Consider the following 26,403-nt stretch of genomic DNA (forward strand, 5'->3'; position numbering starts at 1 on the left):
CCATGAGTGCAACCCAGACCGCCCCGGCACGCGACCGGCTGCGTATCGCCATCCAGAAGAACGGGCGGCTGGCCGAGCCCGCGCGCAGCCTGCTGACCGCCTGCGGGCTCAGCTGGCGGCAGAGCCGCGACAAGCTGTTCTGCTACGGCGAATCGCTGCCGGTGGACCTGCTGCTGGTCCGCGATGACGACATTCCCGGCCTGATCGCCGATGGCGTCTGCGATTTCGGCATCGTCGGTCGCAATGAGCTGGACGAGCAGGGCGCTGCGCGCCGCCGGATCGGCCTGCCGGAGGCCTACCAGGCGCTGCGCGGCCTGAACTTCGGCCAGTGCCGCTTGATGCTGGCCGTGCCGGACGAATGGGAATGGACAGGCGTGGAGCAGCTGGCCGGCAAACGCATCGCCACCAGTTATCCCGCGATCCTGGCCGACTGGCTGGCCGAGCGCGGCGTGGACGCGCAGGTGGTGGAACTGTCCGGCTCGGTCGAAATCGCCCCGCGGCTGGGCACCGCCGATCTGATCTGCGACCTGGTCTCCAGCGGCGCGACGCTCGCGGCCAACCAGCTCAAGCCGGTGGAAACCCTGCTGGAAAGCGAAGCCGTGCTGGCCGGCCCGGTCCGCACGCCCGACGACGCCCGCGCCGGCCTGATGGCCATGCTGCTGCGTCGCCTCGATGGCGTGGTCAAGGTGCAGGACAGCAAGCTGCTGATGTTCCGCGCCGCCCTGGACCGGGTCTCCGAGTTGACCCGGCTGCTGCCGGACGCCGACCCGCTGGTGCAGTTGCCCGATGACGGCGGTCACCTGCGTTTGCAGACCATGTGCCACGGTGCGTTGACCTGGCAGCGGTTGGAGGACCTGGAGCGCGCGGGCGCGCAGGGCTTGATGGTGTTGAGCGTGGAGCGGTCGCTGGCATGAATCGTCTGACGTGGTCCCAATTGAATGCCGGCGCCCAGGCGCAGGCCCTGCAGCGCCCGGTCCAGGCCGTGGCGGCGCGTACCCGTGAATCGGTGGCGGGCTTGATCGCCGCGGTGCGCGCCGATGGCGATACGGCGCTGCGCGAGATCAGCCTGCGCTTCGATGGCGTGGCGCCGGCAAGCTTTGAAGTGGGCGAGGCCGAATTCGCCGCGGCCGAGCAGGCGGTGTCGGCCGAGCTGCGCCAGGCGATGACCGATGCCGCCGCGCGGATCCGCACGTTCCACCAGGCGGGCATGAGCCAGGGCTATGCGGTGGAGACCGCGCCGGGCGTGCACTGCGAGCGGGTGGTGCGCCCGATCGGTCGCGTCGGCCTGTATGTGCCTGCCGGCAGTGCGCCGCTGCCGTCGACCGCGCTGATGCTGGGCGTGCCGGCACAGCTGGCCGGCTGTCGCGAAGTGGTGCTGTGCACGCCGCCCCGCAAGGACGGTAGCGCCGATCCGGCGGTGCTGGTGGCCGCTCGCCTGACCGGCGTGCACCGGGTGTTCAAGCTCGGCGGTGCGCAGGCGATCGCGGCGATGGCCTACGGCACCGACAGCGTGCCGGCCTGCGACAAGCTGTTTGGCCCCGGCAACAGCTTCGTCACCGAAGCCAAGCAGCAGGTGGCGCAGGACGGTGCGGCGGCGATCGACATGCCGGCCGGTCCTTCGGAAGTGCTGGTGATCGCCGATGCGGGGGCCAATCCCGCGTTCGTCGCCGCCGACCTGCTGTCGCAGGCCGAACACGGTCCCGATTCGCAGGTCCTGCTGCTCACCGACGACGCGCAGATGCTGGCGCGGGTGGAAGCCGAGGTGCAGGCGCAGTTGGCCCGGCTCTCGCGTGCGGACATCGCCGCGCAGGCCCTGCAGGCGTCGCAGCTGATCCTGGTCGACACGCTGGAGCAGGCCTTCCAGATCAGCAATCGCTACGCGCCCGAGCACCTGATCCTGGCGCTGCGCGACCCACGCGCCTGGCTGGCGCAGGTCGAGGCGGCCGGTTCGGTGTTCCTCGGCGACTACACGCCCGAAGCACTGGGCGACTACTGCAGCGGTACCAACCACGTCCTGCCGACCGCCGGCGCCGCACGCGCCTACAGCGGCGTGAGCGTCGCCAGCTTCCAGAACCTGATCAGCGTGCAGTCGGCCACCGCGCAGGGCATCGCCGCGATCGGCGGCTGCGCGCGCGTGCTGGCCCGTGCCGAAGGGCTGGATGCGCACGAAAATGCCGTCGCCCTGCGCATGGAGGCTGCGGCATGAGCGCCGCCTCGTCGGTGATGGCGCTGGTGCGCCCGGACCTGCAGGCGTTCGCGGGCTATTCGTCCGCGCGCAGCAGTGCGCTGGTGGGCGATGTCTGGCTCAACGCGAACGAGTCGGCCTGGGCCAACCCGGCGGACAGCGAAGGCCGCGCACGGCGTTACCCGGACCCGCAACCGGCCGCGCTGCGGGCACGCCTGGCCGACCTGTACAAGTGCACGCCCGAGCAGTTGCTGATCGGGCGTGGCAGCGATGAAGCGATCGACCTGCTGGTGCGCGCGCTGTGCGAGCCCGGGCGTGACGCGGTGCTGGTCACCCCGCCGGTGTTCGGCATGTACGCGGTCTGTGCACGGCTGCAGAACGCGCCGCTGCTGGAGGTGCCGCTGCGCGATGACGGCGAGGCGCTCAATGCCGATCTCGACGCGGTGATCGCCACGGCGCTGGCGGGCAATGCCAAGCTGGTGTTCCTGTGCTCGCCATCCAACCCCGCCGGCAGCACGATCGCGCTCGATCAGATCGAGCGCGTGGCGCGCGCGCTGCAGGGCAGGGCACTGGTGGTGGTCGACGAGGCCTATGCCGAGTACGCGGCGCTGCCGTCGGCGGTGTCGCTGCTGGCCACGCATGACAACGTGGCCGTGCTGCGCACGCTGTCCAAGGCGCATGCGCTGGCCGCGGCGCGGATCGGCAGTTTGATCGCCGCGCCCGCACTGATCGCGCTGCTGCGCCGGTGCCAGGCACCGTATCCGATTCCCGGCCCGTGCGCCGATCTGGCCCTGGCCGGGCTGAGCGACAGCAACCTGCAGCTCACCGCCTCGCGCGTGGAGCGGATCAAGGCCGAGCGCAGCCGTCTGCAACTGGCGCTGGCGGTGCTGCCGGGCGTGCTCCGGGTGTATCCCTCGCAGGGCAACTACCTGCTGGTCCGCTTCGCCGACGCGCAGCAGGCCTTCGACGCGCTGCTCGATGCGGGCGTCGTGGTGCGCGACCAGCGCGCCGCGCCACAGCTGCACGACGCGCTGCGCATCACCGTGGGCAGCACCCTGGAGAACGACCGCGTGCTCAGTGCGCTGGCGGCACGGAGGGTTGCCGCATGACGCCCATCCTGTTCGTCGACCGTGACGGCACCCTGATCGAAGAGCCGGCCGATTTCCAGATCGATGCCTACGAAAAGATCCGCTTCGTCCGCGAGGTGATCCCGGCCATGCGCAAACTGCGCGATGCCGGCTACCAGTTCGTGATCGTCAGCAACCAGGACGGGCTCGGCAGTGAAGGCTATCCGCAGGCCAGTTTCGATGGCCCGAACGACCTGATGCTGCAGATCTTCGCCAGCCAGGGCATCGAGTTCCGGGATGTGCTGATCGACGGTACCTGGCCGCACGACAACGCGCCCACGCGCAAGCCCGGCATCGGCATGATGCTGCCCTACCTGCAGGACCGCAGCATCGACTGGACGCGCTCGGCGATGGTCGGTGACCGCCCCACCGACATCCAGTTCGCCGAGAACATGAACATCCGCGGCTTCCAGCTGCGCACCGAGCAGTTCGGCGGCGAGTGGGACTGGAATGCGATCGCCCACGAGCTGGCCGATGCCCCGCGTCGCGCCACCGTGCAGCGCAACACCAAAGAGACCAGGATCCGGGTGGAGGTCGACCTGGACCGCACCGCCGAGCCGCAGACCCACACCGGGCTGCCGTTCTTCGACCACATGCTGGAGCAGATCGGCAAGCACGGCGGCTTCGCCTTGAGCGTGCAGGCCGAGGGCGACCTGCACATCGACGAGCACCACACCATCGAGGATACCGGCCTGGCGTTGGGGCAGGCATTGCGCGAGGCGCTGGGCGACAAGCGCGGCATCGGCCGCTACGGCTTCACCCTGCCCATGGACGAGACCCTGGCCAGTGCCGCGCTGGATTTCAGCGGGCGCCCGTATTTCGTGTTCAACGGCGAGTTCAAGCGCGAGCGCGTGGGCGACATGCCGACCGAGCTGGTGCCGCACTTCTTCCGCTCGCTGTGCGATGCGGCCGGCCTCAACCTGCACCTGAGCGTGCACGGCGACAACGACCACCACAAGGTCGAGGCGTGCTTCAAGGCGCTGGCGCGGGCATTGCGCCAGGCGCTGCCGCGGCAGGGCACCGCGTTGCCCAGCACCAAGGGGGCGCTGTGAGCGAGGTCGCGCTGATCGATGCCGGCGGCGCCAACCTCGGCTCGGTGCGCTACGCACTGGAGCGGCTGGGCGTGCAGGTACGGCTGGTACGCGATGCCAAGGGTCTGCAGGGCGTGTCGCGGGTGATCCTGCCCGGGGTGGGCGCCGCGCCGCACGGCATGGCACGGCTGCATGCGCAGGACCTGGTGCAGCCGCTGCGCGAGCTGCAGGTGCCGCTGCTGGGCATCTGCCTGGGCATGCAGTTGCTGTTCGAGGGCTCCGAGGAAGGTCACGTGGAGTGCCTGGGCCTGCTGCCCGGCGTGGTCCGCCACCTGCACCCGGCCACTGGGATCCGCGTGCCGCACATGGGCTGGAACCGGCTGCTGCCGCTGCGCGAGTCGACCCTGCTGGCGGGCGTGCCCGAGCGTGCCAGCGCGTATTTCGTGCACAGCTACGCCGCCCCGCTGGGCGAGCACACCGTGGCGGCCTGCGACCACGGTGGCCTGTTCGCGGCCGTGGTGCAGCGCGGCCGCCACAGCGGCGCGCAGTTCCATCCCGAGCGATCGGCCGCCACCGGCGCGCGGATCCTGCAGAACTTCATCGAGAACCCGCCGACATGAGTTTTACCGTCTATCCCGCCCTGGATATCCGCGAAGGCCGCGTGGTGCGGCTGCTGCAGGGCGACTATGCCCGGCAGACCACCTACGGCGACGACCCGTTGCCGCGTGCGCAGGCGTTCGCCGCCGCCGGGGCGACGTGGATGCACCTGGTCGACCTGGATGCGGCGCGTGCGGGCGGTTACACACTGGCACCGCTGCTGTCGGCCATTGCGCAGCAGACCCCGCTGCAGGTGCAGACCGGTGGCGGCGTGCGCTCGCGCGACGACGTCGCGCGCATCCTCGACGCCGGCGCCGCCCGCGTGGTGGTTGGCTCGGTGGCGGTGCGTGAGCCGGCGACGGTGATCGGCTGGCTGGCCGAGTTCGGTGCGGAGCGGCTCACCCTTGCGCTGGATGCGCGCCAGGCCGAGGACGGCCGCTGGCTGCTGCCCGTGCATGGCTGGACCGAGACCGCCGAGGCTACCCTCGACGCGCTGGCCACCCGGTTTGCCCAGGCCGGCATGCGTCACCTGCTGTGCACCGATATCGCCCGCGATGGGATGCTGTCCGGGCCCAACATCGGGCTGTACCAGCACCTGGCGGCATTGCTGCCGGGCGTAGCCGTGCAGGCCTCCGGTGGCGTGCGCAGTGCCGCCGACGTGGCCGACGCCAAGGCCGTGGGATGTGGCGGCGCGATCCTCGGCAAGGCGCTGCTGGAAGGCCGCATGACCCTGGAAGGAGCGCTGGCATGTTGAGCCGGCGGCTGATTCCCTGCCTGGACGTGCGCGATGGCCGCGTGGTCAAGGGCGTGCGCTTCCGCGACCACGTGGACATGGGCGACATTGCCGAACTGGCACTGCGCTACCGCGACCAGGGCGCCGACGAGCTGGTGTTCTACGACATCGGCGCCAGCCCGGAAGGGCGCGCGGTGGACGTGGGCTGGATCGAGCGCATCGCCCGGCTGATCGACATTCCGTTCTGCGTGGCCGGCGGCATCTCCGATGTGGAGACCGCGCGCCGGGTGCTGTATGCCGGCGCCGACAAGATCTCCATCAATTCACCGGCACTCGGTCGCCCCGCGCTGATCGAGGAGCTGGCCGACGCGTTCGGCGTGCAATGCGTGGTGGTCGGCATCGACTCGGTGCGCGAGGCCGACGGCGAGTGGCGGGTGCGCCGCTTCAGCGGCGACCCCGACAAGACCCAGGCCGTGCCGCTGCGCACGCTGGACTGGCTGGTGGAGGCGCAACGCCGCGGCGCCGGCGAAATCGTCTTGAACTGCATGGACAGCGACGGCGTGCGGCGCGGCTATGACGTGGCCCAGCTGCGCCAGGCGCGTGCGCTGTGCCATGTGCCGCTGATCGCCTCCGGCGGTGCTGGCGAGATGCAGCACTTCGTCGACGTGTTCGACCAGGCTGACGTCGACGGTGCCCTGGCCGCCAGTGTTTTCCACAGTGGCGCCATCGCCATTCCCGCGCTCAAGCAGTTCCTGCGCGCGCAGCAGATCGAGGTTCGAGATGTCTATTGAGGTATTGCCGTCGCGCGAGGCGCTGGCCGGGTTGGACTGGAACAAGGGCGATGGCCTGCTGCCGGTGGTGGTGCAGGACGCCGACAGCCTGGCGGTGCTGATGCTGGGCTACGCCAGTGCCGAGTCGCTGGAGCTGACCCTGGTCACCCGCCACATGACCTTCTACAGCCGCAGCAAGCAGCGCCTGTGGACCAAGGGCGAGTCGTCGGGCAACGTGCTGGCGGTGGTGGCGGTGCGCATCGATTGCGACAACGACACCCTGCTGGTGAGCGCGCGCCCGGCCGGCCCGACCTGCCACACCGGCAGTGAAAGCTGCTTCGAGCGGGCCCCGGGCAATTTCCTGGGCCGGCTCGATGCGCTGGTGCAGCAGCGTGACCAGCAACGTCCGGCCGGCAGCTATACCACGCGCCTGTTCGAGGACGGCATCCGCCGCATCGCGCAGAAGGTGGGCGAGGAGGGCGTGGAAACCGCGCTGGCCGGCGTGGTCCAGGACGATGCCGCCCTGCTGGGCGAATCGGCCGACCTGCTGTTCCACCTGATCGTGCTGCTGCGCGCACGCGGGCTGTCGCTGGATGACGCCGTGCAGGTGCTGGCGACGCGCCACGCGCGCTGAGCGCGTCGAGGCGCGCCGTTTAACGTCGGTGAAACGCGGCACACGCGATGATGTGCCGCTTTACAATCACCCACCCCCGAACGGACCGTCCCGATGACCCGCACTGCTGCCTGGCTGGCCTGCCTGCTGTTGACCACCGCACCCGCCCTGGCCGCCGAGGTGACCGTCACCGGCAAGGTCTACCAGGAACGCGACGGCAAGCCCGGGCGCGGCCCCACGGATCCGGGCATGGGCGGAGTGCAGGTTTCCAATGGCGAGACGATCGTGCGTACCGCCGCCGATGGCAGTTACAGCCTGCCGGTGCGCGAAGGCCAGACCGTGTTCGTGATCAAGCCGGACGACTACCGCTTCCCGGCGGCGGCCAACGGCCTGCCGGCCTACTGGCGGCATTACGCGCCCCAGGGGTCGCCGCGCCTGAAGTACGACGGCATCCACGCCACCGGCAGCGCCACCCGCAACTGGGATTTCGCGCTGGAGCCGGCCAAGGGCAGCGATGCGGCGCGGTCCGGTTTCGAGATGCTGGTGTTCACCGATTCGCAGACCGCCAGCCGCCAGGACATCGACTACTACCAGCGCGCCATCGTCGAACCGATCATCGGCAAGCATCCGGCCCGGCTGGGCACCACGCTGGGCGACATCGTCAATGACGACCTGGGCCTGTACCCGGCCATCAACAAGGTCACCGCGCAGCTGCAGGTGCCCTGGTTCCATGTGCCGGGCAACCACGACCTGGATATGGACGCTGGCGATGACCGCCACTCGCTGGACAGCTGGCGCGCGGTGTACGGCCCGGATACCTATGCGGTGGAGGAAGGCGGCGCCAGCTTCGTGTTCCTCGACGACGTGGTGTACGACCCTGCCGCCAAGCCGAGCTACGTCGGTGGCCTGCGCCCGGACCAGTTGACCTTCCTCGGCAACTACCTCAAGGGCCTGCCACGCGATCGGCTTGTGGTGTTGGGCATGCATATCCCACTGTTCGATGCCGCGCCGGGCCGCGAAACCTTCCGCCATGCCGACCGCACGCGCCTGTTCGCGCTGCTGAAGGACTTCCCCAACGTGCTGGTGCTCAGCGGCCACAGCCACACCCAGCAGCACTATTACCACGGCGCCGCCGAGGGCTGGCAGGGCAGCAAGCCGCTGCACGAGTACAACGTCGGCGCGGCGTGCGGTGCATTCTGGTCCGGGGTGAAGGACAGCAACGGGATTCCGGACGCCACCATGAGCGACGGCACCCCCAACGGCTATGCGCTGCTCTCGGTCAAGCCGGGTGGCGCGTACAGCCTGCGCTACTACGTCGCGCGGGCGCCGGATGACTACCAGATCGCCCTGCACGCGCCGAAGGTGCTGCGCAAGGATGCCTATCCGGCCTGGGGCGTGTACGCGAACGTGTTCATGGGCCAGGCCGACACCCAGGTGGAGTTCCGCGTGGACAATGGCGCCTGGCAGCCGATGAAGCGCGTGGAGCAGCCCGATCCGCGCCTGCTGGTGGAAAACGTGGCCGACGACGAGGCAGAGCGCCTGCGCGGCTTCGACCGCTCGCCGGAGGCCACGCCGTCGCCGCACCTGTGGCGGGGGGCGCTGCCCACGAATCTGGCCGCCGGGGCGCACAAGGTGGATGTGCGTGCGATCCATGCCGACGGCCCCACCGCCACGGCCAGCACCAGCTACCGGCTGCAGGTCGCCAAGCCCTGATGGCGCATACGCCCCTGTACGGCACCGCGCGCTTTGCAAAGCCCGAAGGATCGCCGAAAATCGCGCCGAGTTATTCGATCCCAGCCAAGGCCTGCGAGTGAGCGTTGCGGTACCGTTCCCGGAACACATTCCGGCCCCTTCCGGCGCGCCCTCGGTGGTGACGCCCGGCCTGCCGCCGCAGTCCGGGCCGATCATCGTCGCCGACGTCGGCGGCACCTTCGCCCGTGTCGCGCTGGCGCAGTTGCCTCCTGGCCAGCCGCCGCAGCTGACCGGGCTGCGCCGTTACGAGTGCGCCAGCTACCCCAGCCTCGCCGCGATCCTGGCCGATTTCATCGCCGTCAGCGGGCACGCGCTGGATACCGCGGTGGTGGCCATTGCCGGCTTGTTGGAAGGCGACCACCTGGTCAACACCAACCTGCCCTGGGCGGTGTCGGTGCAGGCGACGCAGGCGCAGGCGCGGTTGCGCTCACTGGCGTTGATCAACGATTTCGAGGCGGTGGCCTACGCCATCCCGCACGTGCAGGCCGACACCCTTGCCGCACTCAACGGCGACCCCGATGCGCTGCCGTCGTGGCCGGCGCTGGTGCTTGGCCCGGGCACCGGGCTCGGCGCGGCACTGCGTTTCCAGGGCGGCGAACAGCCGGTGCTCGCCAGCGAAGCCGGGCATGCGGCGCTCACTGCGGTAACCGCGCTGGAGATGGACATCCTGGCCCGCATGCAACAGCGCTGGGAGCATGTGGACCAGGAGCGGATCCTGTCCGGCAGCGGCCTGATGAACCTGTATCCGTGCCTGTGCGACATCCGCGGGGCCAGCCCGCGCTGGCAGTCCACCGAAGCGCTGATCGCCGCGGCGCACGCGGGCGAGGACCCGCTCGCGGTGGAAACGCTGGAGGTGTTCAGCGCCTGGCTGGGCAGCCTGGCCGGCGACCTGGCGATCACCTTCGGCGCGCGCTCGGTCTACCTGGTCGGCGGGATCCCGCCGCGGATCGCGCATTTCCTCCATGCCGGCGGTTTCCGCGCACGGTTCCTGGCAAAAGGCGTGATGGGACGGGTGCTGGCGCAGGTGCCGGTGTGGCGGGTGGAACACGGCGAACTGGGCATGCTCGGCGCCGCGGTATGGCAGGCGGCACGGCGCGACCGCGCGGCGGCCTGAGGCGAGCCCGGCCGACACCGGGCGCTGTAACCCCATAGGGCAGGGAGAGGTTTCAGATGACCGATCGCAGGCAGTTTCTCCAGGCCGGCGCGCTCGCCGCCGGCGCCTTGGCGTTGCCACGCGCACGCGCACAGGGCAGCAACGGCGCGCGGGTAGTGTCCACCTGGGACTTCGGGGTGGGCGCCAACCAGGCGGCGTGGGCGGTGTTGTCCGGCGGCGGCAGCGCGCTGGACGCCGTGGAGGCGGGCGCGCGCTGGGCCGAAAGCGAGCTGTGCAATCCGACGGTGGGGCGCTGCGGCAACCCCGACCGCGACGGCGTGCTCAGCCTGGATGCCAGCATCATGGATGGCGATGGCCGCTGTGGTTCGGTGGCCGCGCTCACCGACATCCTGCATCCGGTCTCGGTGGCCCGCAAGGTGATGGAGAACACCCCGCACGTGATGCTGGTCGGGGAGGGCGCGCAGCAGTTCGCGGTGGCGCAGGGGTTCGAGCGGCAGAGGCTGCTCACTCCGGCCGCCGAGAAGGCGTGGCGCGACTGGCTGAAGACCGCGCAGTACACGCCGGAGATCAACGTCGAGCGACGCGGTCGCCCCGGCGACAGCAGCAACCATGACACGCTGGGCATGTTGGCCATCGACGCCACCGGCCGCCTCGCCGGTGCCTGCACCACCAGCGGCATGGCGTGGAAGCTGCATGGCCGGGTCGGCGACAGCCCGATCATCGGTGCCGGCCTGTACGTGGACAACGAGGTGGGCGGCGCTACCGCGTCGGGCGTCGGCGAGGAGATGATGCGCAACGCCGCCTCGTTCCTGGTGGTGGAACTGATGCGCCAGGGCCGCTCGCCGGCCGAGGCCTGCCGCGAGGCGATCGCTCGCCTGGTGCGCAAGCGCCCGGAGGCCAGCAAGACCCTGCAGGTGTGTTTCCTGGCGCTGGACAAGCACGGCCAGGTCGGCGCGTATGCGCTGCACCGGGGTTTCGTGTTCGCGGTGTGCGACAAGGACCGCCAGGACGACCTGCGTGATTCGGCCTCGGTCTACCGCAGCGAGCAGACCTGAGCATGACGCGCCGGCTGCTGGAAATCGCCTCCAATTCGGTCGCCTCCGCGTTGGCCGCGCAGGCCGGTGGCGCCGACCGCATCGAACTGTTCGACAACCTCGCCGAGGGCGGCACCACGCCGTCGCACGGCAGCATCGCGTTGGCGCGCGAGCGCTTGCGGATCCCGCTGTTCGTGTTGATCCGGCCTCGCCCGGGCGATTTTCATTACGGGGCGCTGGAGGTGGACATCATGCTGCGTGATGTCGCGCAGTGCCGCGCGCTGGGCTGCGATGGCGTGGTGATCGGCGCGCTGGATGCCGACGGCGGCATCGATATCGCTGTCTGCCACGAACTGGTGCAGGCGGCCGGACCGATGCAGGTCACCTTCCACCGTGCGTTCGATGCGGCACGCGACCTGCCCAGCGCGCTGGAGCAGGTGATCGCGCTCGGCTGCCAGCGCGTCCTGAGCTCCGGTGGCCAGGCCAGTGCGGAAGCCGGCGCGGATCGGTTGGCGTCGCTGGTCGCCCAGGCCACCGGCCGCGTGCGGGTGATGGCCGGGGCAGGGCTCAACGCCGACAACATCGCCACCGTGGCCGCCCGCAGCGGATGCCAGGAGCTGCATGCGTCGGCCAAGGCCGTGCAACGTTCGGCCATGCGCCACCAGAACCCGGCGCTGATCGGGTTGTCCGCGGATTGGACCGCCACCGACACCGCGAACGTCGCCGCCCTCCGCGCCGCCCTCGACACGTAGCGCCACGCCATGCGTGGGTGCGCTTTGAACTGGCAGGGCGCGCAGCCACCCATGGGGTGGCTCTACGGGGATACGTTGGGCCGCGGTGTGCGTGGGTTCGCTTCGATTTGGCACCGCGTGTAGCCACCCATGGGGTGGCTCTACGGGGGCTACGTTGGGCCGCGGTGTGCGTGGGTTCGCTTCGATTTGGCGCCGTGTGTAGCCACCCATGGGGTGGCTCTACGGGGCTGCGTTGGGTCACGGTTTGCGTGGGTGCGCTTCGATTTGGCACCGCGTGCAGCCACCCATGGGGTGGCTCTACGGGGCTACGTTGGGCCACGGTGTGTGTGGGTTCGCTTCGCGATTTGGCACCGCGCGCAGCCACCCATGGGGTGGCTCTACGGGGCTATGTTGGGCCACTGTGTGCGTGGGTTCGCTTCGATTTGGCACCGTGTGCAGCCACCCATGGGGTGGCTCTACGGGGACATCGTAGAGCCACGCCATGCGTGGCTGCGCTTCGACCCGACCACGCGGGCGACACAAAAACGGCAGCCACCTGTACCAGCGTGGCTGCCGTGGAGGACCGTTATCCCTGCCTCGGGGCAGGGCGGGCGATGCTTAGAACTTCCAGTTCACGCCGAAATACAGCTGGCGGCCGGTGTAGGTGTTGGAGATCAGGCGGGCCTTGCTGTCGCTGCCCAGGTAGATGCGCTGCTCGGACTTGGTGGCGTTGAGCACCGAGGCGGTCAGGGTGAGCGCGTCGGTGAGGTTGTAGGCCACGTTGAGGTCCAACTGGTCGTACGGCTCGGAATACTGGGTGAGGCCGTTGACCAGCCCGCCCACCACTTCACCGCGACGGTTGTACGAGGCGCGTGCCAGGAACTTCTCGTTCTCGTAGAACAGGGTCACGTTGGCCTGGTTCTTGGCGCTGCCCACCAGCGGCGAGGAGCCGATGTTCTGGCCGTCCAGCACGATCGACGCCAGGTTGGTGTCGTTGTAGGTGTAGTTGGCCTGCACGCCAAAGCCCATCTGGAAGGTGTACTGGCCGTACAGCTCCACGCCCTGCGAGACGCCATCACGGCCGTTGGCTTCGGTTTCGTACTTCTGCACGGTCACCGTCTGGCCGCCGACCGTCATCTGCTGGTCGCGCACCACCGGCACGGTGAAGTTGTCCACGTTCTTGCGGAACAGCGCCGCACCGGCCACCGCGCCGGGCTGGAAATACCACTCCAGGCCGATGTCGAACTGGGTCGCTTCGAACGGCTCCAGGTTCTTGTTGCTGCCGTGCCCGTACCAGCCGGGGGTGTCGGTACCGCCGGCCACGCGACGGTCGTTGCTGTATTCCTCGCTCACATAGCTCAGGCTGCCCGGCGCGGCGATGCTGGTGTAGCCGGGGCGTGCGATGACCTTGGAGGCCGCGCCGCGCAGCACCAGGTTGTCGGTGATGTCCCAGGCGATGTTGAAGCTCGGCAGGAAGTCGGTGTAGGTGCGCTCCAGCGAGGCGAACTCGTAGGTCTTCTCGCGCGCCAGCGCGTCGGGCAGGCGCACGAAACCGCTCTGGCAGACATAGCCGGTGTTGGAGGCGATCAGCGGGGCGGCGGCCGGGTCGTTGCAGCCCATCGGCGCGCCGGCGGCGTTGTCCTGGAAGTAGTCATTGAACCGTTCGACCGAATCGCTGGACTCGGCGAACTGCTGGGTACGTACCACGCGCACGCCCACGTTGCCGCGCACGCGCTCGGTGCGGAAGTTGGCCTGGAAGTAGCCGGAGTAGATCTTCTCGTTGACGTTGTAGACGAAGTCCTCTTCCTTGCGGCTGTACGAGCCGCCGTACTTCTGGTTGAGGAAGTCGATGTAGGCCGGGTAGTTGATGCCCGGGAACACGTTGGCATTGAAGCCGCCGGCGATGTTGCTGATCGGGCTGGACAGGAAGAAGCCGGGCTGGGCCTCACCGGCGGTGGAATCGCACCCGGCCTGGTAGCGGTTGTTGTCGTAGTCGGCCGGGTCCTTGCCCTGGCACACCCAGTAGGTGTTGCCGGTATTGCGGTGGACCTCGCCGTCGCGGTACTTGGCGCCGAACTGGATCGAGTCCAGCCAGCCGCTTTCGAACATCTTGGTGACGTCGGCCTGGAAGTAGTTCTGCTTGACGCTGGTCTGCATCCACGATGACCCGGTCGAGCCGGTGTCGATCTCGGCGATGCCGGCCATCAGCTGGTCCTGCAGGTTTGGCGAGAAGGTCACGCTGGGCGTGCCGGTCAGGTCCCATGCCGTGTAGGTGTTGCCGGACTGCCACACGCCGTCCACCTGGCGGCGCGGCTTTGCCGACATGCCGAAGTTCATCGACGGACCGCCCTCGGACCAGGTCCGGCCACCGGTGAAGGAGGCCTTCCACAGCGGACTGATGTCCCAGTCGATGGTCAGGTCGGCGGTCTGCGAGAGCGCCTTTTCCTTGCTGTAGGTACCGGTCAGCTGCGGGGTGGGGATGGTGCAGTCATCCGGGCCCCAGCCGCCGGGCGGCATGCCCGCGGCAGCTGCCTGCTCTTCACTGCAGTAGTAGGTCTTGCCGGCCAGCTTCTCGTACTGGGCGCCGGTGACGATGCTGCCGCTCGGGTCGAAGTCCAGCCCGTTGAGCAGGCGCCCGCCGGCCCAATTGCCGTCGCCGTTGAAGCGCGCCAGGTTCCATTCGGGAACCTTCAGCATGTTCTGGGTGTAGTTGCCTTCCAGCTCGAAGCGGAAGTAGTTCGCGGTCAGGGTCAGGTTGTCGATCGGCTTGAACTGGAACGTCAACTGCCCGCCGGTGCGCTCGCGCTTTTCTTCCTTCACGGCGAAGTTCGCCGAGGTGGGCATGAAGAACTCGCTGTAGTTGCGCCCGCTCTGGTCGTTGAAGCCGGACTGGCCCCACCAGTAATGGATGCCGTCCTGGCCCAGCACGTTGCCGTTGGCATCCACGGCATCGGTGCCGTTGCCGTACCACTGGTAGTCCTCGGTGCTCACCTGCATGGTGCGGCTGGTGCGCTTCTGCTTGGTCGCGCCGACCAGCACGCCGAAGCGCTCGTCCTGGCTGTGCCAGGAATACAGCGCCGACGCCTGCGGGTCCACGTCGTGGCTGGTATCGGAGGAGGTGCCTTCCAGGTTGACGTAGCCGGAGTTGGCTTCCATCTCCAGCGGGCGCCGGGTATGCAGGATCACCGTGCCGCCGATGCCGCCCTCGTCGATGCGCGCTTCCGGCGACTTGAACAGTTCCGCGCTGGACAGCATGTTCGACGGCAGCAGCGTGTAGTTGAACGACCGCGTGGCCTCGTTGTTGGTTTCCGAGGTCGCCACGTAGTTGCCGTTCAACTGGGTGAGCGTCAGGTCCGGCGCGAGGCCGCGCACGCTGACGGTCTTGCCTTCGCCGCCGCTGCGCTCGATGACCACGCCGGGCACGCGCTGCAGCGCATCGGCCACGTTCTTGTCGGGGAACTTGCCCACGTCCTCGGCGGTGATCACTTCGACCACGGCGTTGGCGTCGCGCTTCTGCTGCAGGCTCTTTTCGATGGCGTAGCGATAACCGGTGACGGTCACGCTGTCGAGCGTGGTGGCCTCCGGCGACGACGCGGGGCTGGCCTGCTGTGCGAAGGCACCGGCCGGCACCATCGCGGCGGCGAACAGCGCGGCGGTAATGGCGGCCGACAGCGTGTCGCGGTTGCGCATGCGGGACATCTTGTTCATTCCACTCTCTCCCTCTCCTGGATTGAAACGGTGGCGATACGTTGTTGAATCGATCTAATGTTTTGGGAGGGCTGTTGCCAGCGCTCAACTCCCGTGCGTCCCGCGTGCTGCCTGGTGGGCCCCCACCCACCGCTCCGGCAATCGTGACCGTTTGAAGTTGGATCGATCTAAACGATTGACGGGGGAATTTTTAGCACGGGCGCGGCAGGGAAGCATGCTGCTCCGCAATATGGCCAAGGACGACCGGGGACCGGGCCGATGACGTCCGACGGGTGAAAACGTTTTCTTGCGCGGGACGCGGCAGGGCGTGCGCCGGCGGTCCGCAGGCGACCCTGGGATATGGCGTTGTGGTGTGCACCTTGCCGCAACCACTCGGCGCCGCTTAACCCATACCCGGGGGACTCTGCGGCGACCGGCGTGGCAGCCCCTTCAGGGAGGGACCTCGACCCGGCCATGTTGCGCCGCAGAATGCATCCGTCGAAATCTCCGTGCTTTACTTGAATCGATCTAAATACACGGCAACGTGGATCTGGACCGGTGCCAGCGGGGGAATGGCTGGCGCGCCACGGCTGGCATCCGCCGTGCCTTTTCCGTCTGCCGTACCGACATCGACCCACAGGATCCACGCATGCGCCGACTGCCGTCCGTCATCGCCGTTACCCCGTTGAACCGCCCACTGCCGCGCCTGGCCTGCCTGCTCGCGCTGGCCTTCGCGCCGGTCCTGCAGGCCGCCGCGCCGGTCGCGCTGGAGCGCGAAGTCAACACCTTCATCGGCAGCAAGGATGACGGCAACACCTTCCCGGGCGCATCGGCCCCGTTCGGCCTGATCCAGGTGAGCCCGATCGGCGAGCATTACGCCGGCTGGCGCTACGACGACCCGAAGATCCGCGGCTTCGGCCATTCGTTCCTGTCCGGTGCCGGCTGCTGGGAGCAGGGCGGTCAGGTCTCGGTACTGCCGGTCACCGGCAGCATCGGCAAGGGCGGCGACTTCAACACCGACGATGCCAAGAGCTTCGACCACAAGCGCTATGCCGCCAGCTACACCCACGACGGCGAGATCGGCCAGGCCGGCTACTACAAGGTTCGCCTGACCAGCTACGGCGGCATCGATGCCGAGGCCACCGCCCGCACGCGTGCCGCCGCCGAGCGCTACACCTTCCCCGCCGATGCCGGGACCGGCCATGTACTGGTCAACGTCGGCCAGGCCAACGAGCGCCATTCGGTGATCGGCAGCGTCATCGACGTGGTCGGCGACCGCGCGGTGGAAGGCAAGCTGGTCACCAAAAGCTTCTGCGGCGGCCACCAGTACACCACCTGGTTCCGCATCGAGTTCGACCGCCCGTTCAAGGCGTTCGGTACCTGGGGCGAAGAGGGCGGCCTGGCCGGCGCGCGCCACCGCATGGAAGGCGAGCAGAAGCCCAGCGGCGCCTGGTTGAGCTTCGACGTCGGCAAGGATGGGAAGCGCGCGGTCACTGCGATCAGCGCCATCTCGCACGTGGATGCAGAAGGCGCGCGCAACAACCTGCGCAGCGAGGGCATGCAGGGCGGCAAGCTGCTCGGCTTCGAGCAGATGCGCACCCGGTCGCAGCAGCAGTGGCGCCGCGAGCTGGCCACCACGCGCGTGCAGGGCGGCTCCAGCGACGACCGCACCGTGTTCTATTCCGCGCTTTACCACGCCCTGTTGCAGCCGCTGACCGGCAGCGATGCCGACGGTCGTTACCGCGGCTACGACGATGCCATCCACCGCGCCGACGGCTGGACCTATTACGAGTATTTCTCGCTGTGGGATACCTACCGCGCGCAGAACCAGTGGCTGGCCTTGACCCGCCCCAGCGTGGCGCGCGACATCGGCCGCAGCCTGCTGGCCATCAACGAACAGGGCGGTTGGCTGCCGCGCTGGGGCTATGCCAACTTCGAGACCAACATCATGACCGGCGACCCGGTCACCCCGTTCCTGGTCGACCTGTGGCGCTTCGGTGCCCTCGCCGGGCGTGAGGGCGAGGCCTACACGGCGCTGCGCCGCAATGCCTTCGAACAGCCGCCGCTCAACTCGCGCCACGCCGGCCGTTCCGGCAACCCCGGTTACGTGGAAAACGGCTATGTGGCCTATGACCGCGCCTTCCCCTCCAAGGGCATGGACGTGGACCCGCACCACGGCGGTTCGGCCACGCTGGAATACGCGCTGGCCGACTGCGCGCTGGCACAGATGGCCGATGGCCTCGGCCACGCCGACGATGCGGCCACGCTGCGTACGCGCGGCGGCAACTGGCACAAGGTGTGGGATCCGCAGGTGCGCGATGAGGAGACCGGCATGAGCGGCTTCCCGCGCCCGCGCATGGACGATGGCAAGTGGTACGTGCCCTCCGACGGCCACTACAGCCCGCGTTCGCACCATGGGTTCCACGAAGGCACCGCGTGGCAGTACCAGTGGCTGGCGCAGCAGGACATGCCGGGCCTGGTCCAGGCCATGCACGGCCGCGAACAGGCCGGCAAGCGCCTGGATGCGTTCTTCGCCTACGACGCGCTGGTGCGGTCGCCGCTGACCGCCGCGCGCAAGGAATGGGTGGTGGGGCCGTACAGCTACTACAACCAGTACCGCTACAACCCCAACAACGAACCGGACCTGCACGCGCCGTGGATGTACACGCTGATCGGCCAGCCGTGGAAGACCGCCACGGTGGTGCGCGCCGCCCAGCAGTTGTTCACCAATGCGCCCAACGGCGTGACCGGCAATGACGACCTGGGCACGATGTCTGCCTGGTACCTGTTCAGTGCGATCGGCCTGTACCCGGCGGTGCCGGGCAGTGGGCAGTTCCTGCTGCATACCCCGCGCTTTGCCAAGGTCGAGGTGGATCTGGGCACCGGCCGCACCCTGACCGTCGCCGCCGCCGGTGCCGACGGGCGCCGGCTGCAGTATGTGCAGGGCGTGCAGGTGGACGGCCAGGACCACGCCCCGGTGTGGTTGGACTGGGCCCGGCTGCAGCAGGGCGGGCGCATCGAGTTCGCCCTGGGGACGGACGCGCCGACCACCGGCTGGGGCACCCGTGCCGAAGCGCTGCCGCGTTCGTTCTGCGCCACCCCGGGTGCGGTGCTGGAATGATCCGTCGCAGCGGCCGCAGCCCCTACCTGACCGACGGCACGGGCACGGTCCGCTTGCCGATGCGATCGTTTAGGCTTGCGGCATGACAAGGAACGGGCAGACAGCATGAACGACAAGGCCACCCCCGCAGGCAAGGGATCGCGCGCGGTCACCGTGACCGACATCGCCGAGGCGATCGGCGTGTCGCGGGCGACCGTGTCGCTGGTGCTGCGGGGCAGTCCGCTGGTCAACGTGGACACCCGTGCGCGGGTCGAGGCCGAACTGCGCCGGCAGCGCTACGTCTACAACCGTGGCGCGGCCAACCTGCGCCGGCGCACGTCTTCCAGCGTGGCCCTGGTGATCAACGACCTGTCCAACCCGTTCTTCGCCGAATTCGCCTCCGGGGTGGATGAGGCGCTGGGTGCCAAGGGCTTCGTGACCCTGCTCGGCAGTACCGGCGAATCGCCGCAACGCCAGCAGGCGGTGTTGAGCACGCTGATGGAGCACACCCCGGCCGGGTTGATCCTGTCACCGGCCGAAGGCAGCGATGCCAGCGAACTGCGCCAGGTGCTGGGTTTCAACGCCAACGTGCTGCTGTTCAACCGCGAGCCGCCCGGTGCCGACTGGGACTTCCTTACCCTGGACAATCAGCAGGGCGCCTACCTGGCCACCCGCCACCTGATCGAGCGCGGCCACGAGCGCATCGCGTTCTTCGGTGGCCACGCCGACTCCAGCTCCTGCCACCAGCGTCGCCTCGGCTACGCGCAGGCGCTGGCCGAAGCGGGCAGGGCGGTGCACCCGGACTGGCTGATCGAATCGGCGCCGAATCGTCTCGAGGCCGCCGCGCGCACCAACGAACTGTTCGCGCGCGATCCGGTGCCCACCGCCGCGGTCTGCTACAACGACAGCGTGGCGCTGGGGCTGATGCTGGGCCTGGCCTCGCGCGGGGTGCGGCCCGGCGTCGATTTCGCGGTGACCGGGTTCGATGACATTTCCGAAGCAGCCGTCGCCCTGCCGCCGCTGACCACGCTCACGGTCAATCCGCGCGAGCGCGGCCGCCAGGCGGCCGAGCTGCTGCTGCAGCGGCTGGACCATCCCGACGCGGCGCCCCAACGCACCGTGGCGCCGGTACAACTGCGCATCCGCGCCAGCAGCGGCCCCGTGGCCGCGTGATGGCGCTTCCTTCCACCTGCTCGCGCAATGAGGCGCGTACCTGATGCCCATCTCTCCAACGCCCCGACTGCCGTCTTCGCCTGCGTCCGCGCCCGTGGTCAACACGCGCATGGCCCTCGCCGTGGCGACCACGATCTTCTTCATGTGGGGCTTCCTGACGTGCCTCAACGACATCCTCATCCCGCACCTGAAGGCGGTGTTCGAACTGAACTACGCCAAGGCGATGCTGGTGCAGTTCACGTTCTTCGGCACCTATTTCCTGATGTCGCTGCCGGCCGGCCGGCTGGTCGCGCACCTGGGCTACAAGAAGGGCATCGTGGCCGGCCTGGCGATCGCCGCGGTGGGCGCGCTCGGCTTCTGGCCGGCGGCCGAACTGCGGGTGTATGAAGCCTTCCTCGGCGCGCTGTTCGTGCTCGCCACCGGCATCACCGTGCTGCAGGTGGCGGCCAATCCGTACGTGGCGCTGCTTGGCCCGGAGCAGACCGCCTCGAGCCGGCTGACCCTGGCCCAGGCGCTGAACTCGCTGGGCACCGCGATCGCGCCGATTTTCGGCGGCCTGCTGATCCTCGGCAACACGGTCAAGAGTGCCGACGAACTGGCTGCGCTGCCGTCGGCCGAGCAGATCGCCTATCGCGTGCAGGAAGCGCAGTCGGTGCAGGGCCCCTACGTGGGACTGGCCATCGCGCTGGCGTTGCTGGCGGTGTTCGTCTACCTGTTCCGTCTGCCGGCGCTGACCGAAACCACCGAGCAGGCCGACAGCGGCACGCACACCCTGCTCGACGCGCTGCGCCACAAGCACGTGCTGTTCGGCGTGCTGGCGATCTTCTTCTACGTGGGCGCCGAGGTGTCGATCGGCAGCTTCCTGGTCAACTACCTGTCGATGCCGTCCATCGGCGGCTTCACCGAACAGCAGGCCACCCACTATGTGTCGGCGTACTGGACGCTGGCGATGATCGGCCGGTTCGCCGGTTCGGCGATCATGACCCGTTTCTCGCCGCGCCTGCTGCTGACCCTGTTCGCGGCGGTCAACGTGCTGCTGCTGGCGCTGACCATGCTCGCCACCGGCCACGTGGCGCTGTACGCGGTGGTGGCGGTGGGCCTGTTCAACTCCATCATGTTCCCGACCATCTTCGCGCTGAGCATCGAGCGCCTGGGCCCGTTGACCAACAAGGCGTCCAGCCTGCTGATCATGGCGATCGTCGGGGGCGCGGTGGTGCCGTACCTGCAGGGCGTGCTGGCCGACCACATCGGCTTGCAGCCGTCCTTCATCCTGCCGCTGGTCTGCTACGGCTACATCATTTTCTATGGCCTGTCGGGTTCGCGCCCGAGCGCCGCATTCCGCCAGGGAGCCTGAGGCCCGAATGAGCAAGATTGTCTGTTTCGGCGAGATTTTGATCGATCTACTCGCCCAACCACCGGCCAACGCGGACACCCCGCGCGCGTTCCTGCAGTACGCCGGTGGCGCGCCGGCCAACGTTGCGGTGGCCGCCGCGCGGCTGGGTGCCGATACCCATTTCGCCGGCATGCTCGGCCAGGACATGTTCGGCGACTTCCTCGCCGACAGCCTGGCCCAGGCCGGCGTGGCCACCGACTGCATCGTGCGCACCGATGCCGCCAAGACCGCGCTGGCGTTCGTGGCGCTGGACGCACATGGCGAGCGCAGTTTCAGTTTCTACCGGCCGCCGGCGGCGGACCTGCTGTTCCGCAGCGAGCACTTCCAGCCCACCTGTTTCGAGGGCACGCGCAGCTTCCATGTGTGCTCCAACAGCCTGACCGAGGCGGAGATCGCCGCGACCACGCTGGACGGCATGCGCCGTGCCCGCGCGGCCGGGGCGATGGTCAGCATCGACCTCAACCTGCGCCCCGCGCTGTGGCCGACCGGGGTCGACCCGTTGCCGCGGCTGTGGGAAGCGCTGCTGCTGGCCGAGCTGGTCAAGCTGTCGCGCGAGGAGCTGGATTACCTGGCCGCCGCGCAGGCCGGCGGCGCCGACGCAGTCATCGCGCGGCTGCTGGCCACCCAGGCGCAGGCGGTGGTGGTCACCGACGGCGCCGCACCGATCCGTTGGCACACCCGCCACGCGCAGGGCGTGCTCACCGGCTTCCGCGTGCAGACCGTGGACTCCACCGCCGCGGGCGATGCCTTCGTCGGCGGCCTGCTGTTCGGCATCGGCGAGCACGGCGGGGATGGCATCGGCTTCGCCGACTTCTGCCAGGACCCGGCCGCACTCACTGGCGCGATCCGTTTCGGCGCTGCGGTCGGCGCGCTCGCGGTCACCCGAAAGGGTGCGTTCGCCGCCATGCCCAGCCTCGATGAAGTCCACCAACTGCTGCAGCAGCAACAGGAAGACGCCGCATGACCACCGCCTCCAACGGCACGCCCGTTCCGCCGACCCCCGATTTCCGTTCGCCCGCGTTCCTGCGCGCGCACATCGCGCAGACCATGGCGTTCTACCAGCCGCACGAGATCGACCCGACCGGCGGCTTCTTCCACTACTACCGTGACGATGGCAGCGTGTACGACACCGCGCATCGGCACCTGGTCAGCAGCACCCGCTTCGTGTTCAACCATGCCATGGCCTACCGCGAGTTCGGCAAGGCAGAGGACCTGGCGGCCGTCGAACACGGCCTGCGCTACCTGCGCGATGTCCACCGCAACCCGGCTACCGGCGGCTACGCCTGGACGCTGCGCGATGGCGTGGTCGAAGACGCCACCAACCACTGTTACGGCGTGGCCTTCGTGCTGCTGGCCTACAGCTGTGCGCTCAAGGCCGGCATCAGCGAGGCCCGTGCGTGGATGGACGAGACCTGGCAGCTGCTGGAACGTCGGTTCTGGGAGCCGGAATTCGGCCTGTACAAGGACGAAGCCGACGCAGAGTGGAACTTCAGCGACTACCGCGGCCAGAACGCCAACATGCACATGTGCGAGGCGATGCTGGCCGCGTTCGAGGCCAGCGGCGAGCAGCGCTACCTGGCGCGCGCGCTGTTGCTGGCCGACCACATGACCCGCCGCCAGGCCGCGCAGGGCGATGGCCTGGTGTGGGAACACTACGACCGGCAATGGCAGATCGACTGGGACTACAACCGCGACAACCCCAAGCACCTGTTCCGTCCATGGGGCTTCCAGCCCGGCCACCAGACCGAGTGGGCCAAGCTGCTGTTGATCCTGGACCGGCACGTGCAGGCCGACTGGCTGCTGCCGACGGCCCGGCATCTGTTCGACGTCGCGGTCGAGCGCAGCTGGGATGCCGCGCGCGGTGGGCTGTACTACGGCTTCGCCCCCGATGGCAGCGTCTGCGATGACGACAAGTATTTCTGGGTGCAGGCCGAGTCGCTGGCCACCGCCGCGCTGCTGGCCAGGCGCACGGGCGATGCGCAGTACTGGGACTGGTACGACCGGCTGTGGGGTTACGCCTGGCAGCACATGATCGACCACCGCTACGGTGCGTGGTATCGCATCCTGGACGCGGACAACGGCAAGTACAGCGACGAGAAAAGCCCGGCCGGCAAGACCGATTACCACACCATGGGCGCGTGCTACGAAGTGCTCAACGTGGTGCGTTGAACAGGTAGAGCCGACCGTTGGTCGGCTACCCAGATCCCCGTAGAGCCGACCGTTGGTCGGCTACCCAAACCCCGGTAGAGCCGACCGTTGGTCGGCTGCTCAAACCCCGGTAGAGCCGACCGTTGGTCGGCTGCCCAAACCCCGTAGAGCCGACCGTTGGTCGGCTGACCAAACCCCGTAGAGCCGACCGTTGGTCGGCTGCTCCCGCAACCAGGCACATCACCATGCGCGCGCACCGCCGTCTCCATGTCGTTGCACCGGCCTGCTGGCTGTTTCTGGTCCTGCTGGTAGCCTGGGCACTGCCCGTCGCTGCCGCCCCGCTGGCGGCGGACTGGTCATTCCGCCTGCTGCCCGGTGACGCGCGCGGTGCCGCACACCCCGGCCTGCAGCAGTGGCGCCCGGCACAGGTGCCCGGCGCGGTGCACACCGACCTGCTCGCGCACGGCCTGATTCCCGATCCCTACGTGGGCGCGCCCGAGGCGGGCCTGCAATGGATCGGGCTGGTCAGCTGGGAGTATCGCGCCCGCTTCGACGTGGACGCCGCCACGCTGGCGCGCGCGCACGCCGAGCTGGCGTTCCAGGGCCTGGATACCTTCGCCACGGTCAGTTTGAACGGCGCGCCCCTGCTGCAGGCCGACAACAGCCATCGCACCTGGCGTGCGCGCGTGGATGGCCGGTTGCGCGCCACCGGCAACGAACTGCGCATCGTGCTGCGCTCGCCGATCAGCACCCTGCTGCCAGGCGTGCAGGCGATGCCGCACAAAATCGCCGGCAATTACCCATCGCCATACGGCGATGAGCCCAAGGACGCGATGGTCGGCAACTTCGTGCGCAAGCCGGGCTACCACTTCGGCTGGGATTGGGGCCCGCGTTACGTGACCGCCGGCCTCTGGCGCCCGGTGCAGCTGGAAAGCTGGGATGCGCAGCGCCTGACCGCGCTGGCCGTGCAGACCCGCGCGCTGGATGCGGACCATGCCGATCTGGCGGTCACGCTGCAGGTGGAAAGCGCCGCGCGCGGCAATGCAGCGGTGCGCGTGGAGATCCTGGATCCGGACGGTGTGTCGGTGGCCCGCATGGACCGTGACGCCGCACTGCAGGCCGGGGACAACGCCATTGCCGTGCCGGTCTCGCTCAAACAGCCGCGCCGCTGGTGGCCGGCCGGCCAGGGTGAGCAGGCGCGCTATACCGTGCGCGCCACGCTGGCCCCGGGTGCTGCCGACGCGACCGGTATCGAACAACGCATCGGGCTGCGCACGGTGGAGCTGCGCCGCGAGGTGGACCGCCAGGGCGGACAGGGCTTTGCCTTCGTCATCAATGGCGTGCCGATCTTCGCCAAGGGCGCCAACGTGATCCCGTTCGACATGTTTCCCGCGCGCGTGGACGCCGCGCGCATCCGTCGCGAGCTCACCGCCGCGCGCGATGCCAACATGAACATGCTGCGCAACTGGGGCGGCGGCTATTACGAGGACGACGTCTTCTTCGACATCGCCGACGAGCTGGGCCTGCTGGTCTGGCAGGACTTCATGTTCGGCGGCGGCATGCAGCCCGGCTACGATCCCGCATTCCGCGCCAACGTGGTGGCCGAGGCCCGCGACAACGTGCGCCGGTTGCGGCACCACCCCAGCGTGGTGCTGTGGTGTGGCAACAACGAAGAAGAGACGGCCTGGAAGGACTGGGGGCATGGCCGCGACCTGGCCGCCGCCGATCCGGCCTTCGCCGCCAGGGTGTGGCAGGGCTACGTGGACCTGTTCGGCAATGACCTGCGCCAGGTCGTGGCCGAGGAGGGGCTGGGCGTGCCGTACTGGTCCAGTTCGCCCGGCAACGACCTGGACGAGAAGGCCAACGATTCCACCCGCGGCGACAAGCACTACTGGCAGGTGTGGGGCAACCCCGCGCTGCCGGTGAGCGCCTACCTGCGCGAGACCCCGCGCTTCATGTCCGAGTACGGCCTGCAGGCGTGGCCGGTGCTGCGCACGCTGGACGGGATCATTCCCGCTGCCGAGCAGCAGGTGGACAGTGCCACGGTGCGCGCGCACCAGAAGTTCATGGCGGGCGAGGGCAACCAGCGCCTGCTCAAGTACATCGAAGAGGCGTACGGCACGCCGCGCGATTTCCCGGCGTTTGTCTACCTCAGCCAGGTGATGCAGGCCGATGGCATCCAGCTGGCCGCGCTGCACCACCGCGCCTCGCGCCCGTACACCATGGGCTCGCTGTACTGGCAGCTCAACGACGTGTGGCCGGGTGCGTCGTGGTCCAGCATCGATTACGCCGGGCGCTGGAAGGCGCTGCACTTCCACGCCAGGCGCTTCTTTGCCGACCAGGCGGTGGCCGCACTGCGCGACGACGGCGTGACCCGCATCAGCCTGCTCAACGACCGCCAGCAGGGCCTGCGGGCGACCTGGCGTCTGCGGGTGATGGATCTCGACGGCACGCTCCGCCACGCCCAGCGAAAGACGGTGGACGTGCCACCGCTGGCCGCGCTGGAGGTGGGCCGATTCGACGACACCACGATGCTGAAGGGCGCCGACCCGACGCGCACGGTGGCCGTCGTCGAGCTGCTGGATGGCGCGCGGGTGCTGTCGCGGCAAGCGGTGTACTTCGTGGCGGCCAAGGATCTCGCGCTGGCACCGGTGACGATCGACACGGACCTGCGCGCCGATGGCGAGGGTTACGTGCTGCAGCTGCGCGCTCCGCAGTGGGTACGCGCGTTGTGGATCGCGTTCGAGGGGCACGATGCCACGCTGGACGACAACGCCCTGGACCTGCTGCCGGGCGAAACCGTGAGCCTCCATCTACGCAGCGACGCCGACCTCACCACCCTGCGCCGCAGCCTGCGCCTCACCTCGTTGACCGACACCCGGTAGCGCCCGGCCAAGCACACACGTAGAGCCACGCCACGCGTGGCTGAAGCGCCCATGATGCCCGTAGAGCCACGCCATGCGTGGCTGACGCGCGGTGTGGGCTGCGCGAAGAGCATCCACGCATGGCGTGGATCTACGCGTTGGGTCCCCGCGGCGGGGCACACAGCGGCTGACGCGATGCAGGATTCCCGTAGAGCCACGCCATGCGTGGCTGACGCGAGGCGTGGTCCGCGCGAACAGCATCCACGCATGGCGTGGATCTACGCGGTGGGGCCCGCGGCGGCGCACACAGCGGCTGAGGCGATGCAGGATTCCCGTAGAGCCACGCCATGC

Annotated in this window: 19 protein-coding genes; 18 read left to right on the top strand and 1 reads right to left on the bottom strand. The window is 69.0% G+C overall.

Annotated features, from left to right (window positions below):
• Positions 1-2 precede the first annotated feature (2 nt).
• The 12 genes from hisG to M2421_RS16100 all read left to right on the top strand — a co-directional run bounded on the left by hisG (position 3) and on the right by M2421_RS16100 (position 11,708).
• The gene (gene hisG, locus M2421_RS16045; protein ID WP_259208587.1) at positions 3-914 is read left to right on the top strand and encodes an ATP phosphoribosyltransferase; all 912 of its coding nucleotides are present in this window, start codon (positions 3-5) and stop codon (positions 912-914) included.
• A complete protein-coding gene (gene hisD / locus M2421_RS16050) occupies positions 911-2,206 on the top strand; it encodes a histidinol dehydrogenase (protein ID WP_259208588.1) in 1,296 nt (431 codons plus the stop codon). Before hisG ends, hisD begins: the two co-directional genes overlap by 4 nt.
• On the top strand, positions 2,203-3,294 hold the full coding sequence (hisC, locus tag M2421_RS16055; RefSeq protein WP_259208590.1) for a histidinol-phosphate transaminase: 1,092 nt from the start codon (positions 2,203-2,205) through the stop codon (positions 3,292-3,294). The genes hisD and hisC overlap by 4 nt, the downstream gene beginning before the upstream one ends.
• Entirely contained in the window at positions 3,291-4,364 is a 1,074-nt protein-coding gene (gene hisB / locus M2421_RS16060) for a bifunctional histidinol-phosphatase/imidazoleglycerol-phosphate dehydratase HisB (RefSeq protein ID WP_259208591.1), read from the top strand. The genes hisC and hisB overlap by 4 nt, the downstream gene beginning before the upstream one ends.
• Positions 4,361-4,963, top strand: a complete 603-nt coding sequence (hisH, locus tag M2421_RS16065) for an imidazole glycerol phosphate synthase subunit HisH (protein WP_259208593.1) — start codon at positions 4,361-4,363, stop codon at positions 4,961-4,963. The genes hisB and hisH overlap by 4 nt, the downstream gene beginning before the upstream one ends.
• Positions 4,960-5,694: a 1-(5-phosphoribosyl)-5-[(5-phosphoribosylamino)methylideneamino]imidazole-4-carboxamide isomerase gene (hisA, locus tag M2421_RS16070; protein WP_259208594.1), complete on the top strand. Its 735-nt coding sequence runs from the start codon at positions 4,960-4,962 to the stop codon at positions 5,692-5,694. The genes hisH and hisA overlap by 4 nt, the downstream gene beginning before the upstream one ends.
• Positions 5,688-6,464 carry an imidazole glycerol phosphate synthase subunit HisF gene (gene hisF / locus M2421_RS16075; protein WP_259208595.1) on the top strand — a complete coding sequence of 259 codons (777 nt, stop codon included), beginning with the start codon at positions 5,688-5,690 and terminating at the stop codon, positions 6,462-6,464. Before hisA ends, hisF begins: the two co-directional genes overlap by 7 nt.
• Positions 6,454-7,077 carry a bifunctional phosphoribosyl-AMP cyclohydrolase/phosphoribosyl-ATP diphosphatase HisIE gene (gene hisIE / locus M2421_RS16080; protein ID WP_259208596.1) on the top strand — a complete coding sequence of 208 codons (624 nt, stop codon included), beginning with the start codon at positions 6,454-6,456 and terminating at the stop codon, positions 7,075-7,077. Before hisF ends, hisIE begins: the two co-directional genes overlap by 11 nt.
• Before the next feature lie 93 nt (positions 7,078-7,170).
• Positions 7,171-8,769: a calcineurin-like phosphoesterase family protein gene (locus M2421_RS16085; RefSeq protein WP_259208597.1), complete on the top strand. Its 1,599-nt coding sequence runs from the start codon at positions 7,171-7,173 to the stop codon at positions 8,767-8,769.
• A 154-nt stretch (positions 8,770-8,923) separates the two neighbouring features.
• Entirely contained in the window at positions 8,924-9,922 is a 999-nt protein-coding gene (locus M2421_RS16090) for a glucokinase (protein ID WP_310440139.1), read from the top strand.
• A 56-nt stretch (positions 9,923-9,978) separates the two neighbouring features.
• Positions 9,979-10,977: a N(4)-(beta-N-acetylglucosaminyl)-L-asparaginase gene (locus M2421_RS16095; RefSeq protein WP_259208599.1), complete on the top strand. Its 999-nt coding sequence runs from the start codon at positions 9,979-9,981 to the stop codon at positions 10,975-10,977.
• Positions 10,978-10,979: 2 nt separating this feature from the next.
• Positions 10,980-11,708 carry a copper homeostasis protein CutC gene (locus M2421_RS16100; protein WP_259208600.1) on the top strand — a complete coding sequence of 243 codons (729 nt, stop codon included), beginning with the start codon at positions 10,980-10,982 and terminating at the stop codon, positions 11,706-11,708.
• Positions 11,709-12,305: 597 nt separating this feature from the next.
• Here the strand turns inward: M2421_RS16100 and M2421_RS16105 are convergent.
• Positions 12,306-15,395, bottom strand: a complete 3,090-nt coding sequence (locus tag M2421_RS16105) for a TonB-dependent receptor (RefSeq protein WP_259208601.1) — start codon at positions 15,393-15,395, stop codon at positions 12,306-12,308.
• Positions 15,396-16,023: 628 nt separating this feature from the next.
• On the opposite strand from M2421_RS16105, the gene M2421_RS16110 reads away from it, so the two are divergent.
• The 6 genes from M2421_RS16110 (at position 16,024) to M2421_RS16135 (ending at position 26,073) form a co-directional block, all read left to right on the top strand.
• A complete protein-coding gene (locus tag M2421_RS16110) occupies positions 16,024-18,495 on the top strand; it encodes a GH92 family glycosyl hydrolase (protein WP_259208603.1) in 2,472 nt (823 codons plus the stop codon).
• A gap of 105 nt (positions 18,496-18,600) precedes the next feature.
• Positions 18,601-19,647, top strand: a complete 1,047-nt coding sequence (locus M2421_RS16115; RefSeq protein ID WP_259208604.1) for a LacI family DNA-binding transcriptional regulator — start codon at positions 18,601-18,603, stop codon at positions 19,645-19,647.
• A 43-nt stretch (positions 19,648-19,690) separates the two neighbouring features.
• Positions 19,691-21,001: an L-fucose:H+ symporter permease gene (gene fucP, locus M2421_RS16120; RefSeq protein ID WP_259208607.1), complete on the top strand. Its 1,311-nt coding sequence runs from the start codon at positions 19,691-19,693 to the stop codon at positions 20,999-21,001.
• Between the two features lie 7 nt (positions 21,002-21,008).
• The gene (locus tag M2421_RS16125) at positions 21,009-22,004 is read left to right on the top strand and encodes a carbohydrate kinase (protein WP_259208609.1); all 996 of its coding nucleotides are present in this window, start codon (positions 21,009-21,011) and stop codon (positions 22,002-22,004) included.
• Complete coding sequence (locus M2421_RS16130; protein ID WP_259208610.1) at positions 22,001-23,209, top strand: AGE family epimerase/isomerase; 1,209 nt, start codon at positions 22,001-22,003, stop codon at positions 23,207-23,209. Before M2421_RS16125 ends, M2421_RS16130 begins: the two co-directional genes overlap by 4 nt.
• A gap of 224 nt (positions 23,210-23,433) precedes the next feature.
• Complete coding sequence (locus M2421_RS16135) at positions 23,434-26,073, top strand: glycoside hydrolase family 2 protein (RefSeq protein ID WP_259208614.1); 2,640 nt, start codon at positions 23,434-23,436, stop codon at positions 26,071-26,073.
• Positions 26,074-26,403 lie beyond the last annotated feature (330 nt).

Origin of the sequence: Stenotrophomonas sp. BIGb0135 (genome assembly GCF_024810105.1) — a bacterium.
Classification (GTDB): Bacteria; Pseudomonadota; Gammaproteobacteria; order Xanthomonadales; family Xanthomonadaceae; genus Stenotrophomonas; species Stenotrophomonas maltophilia_AB.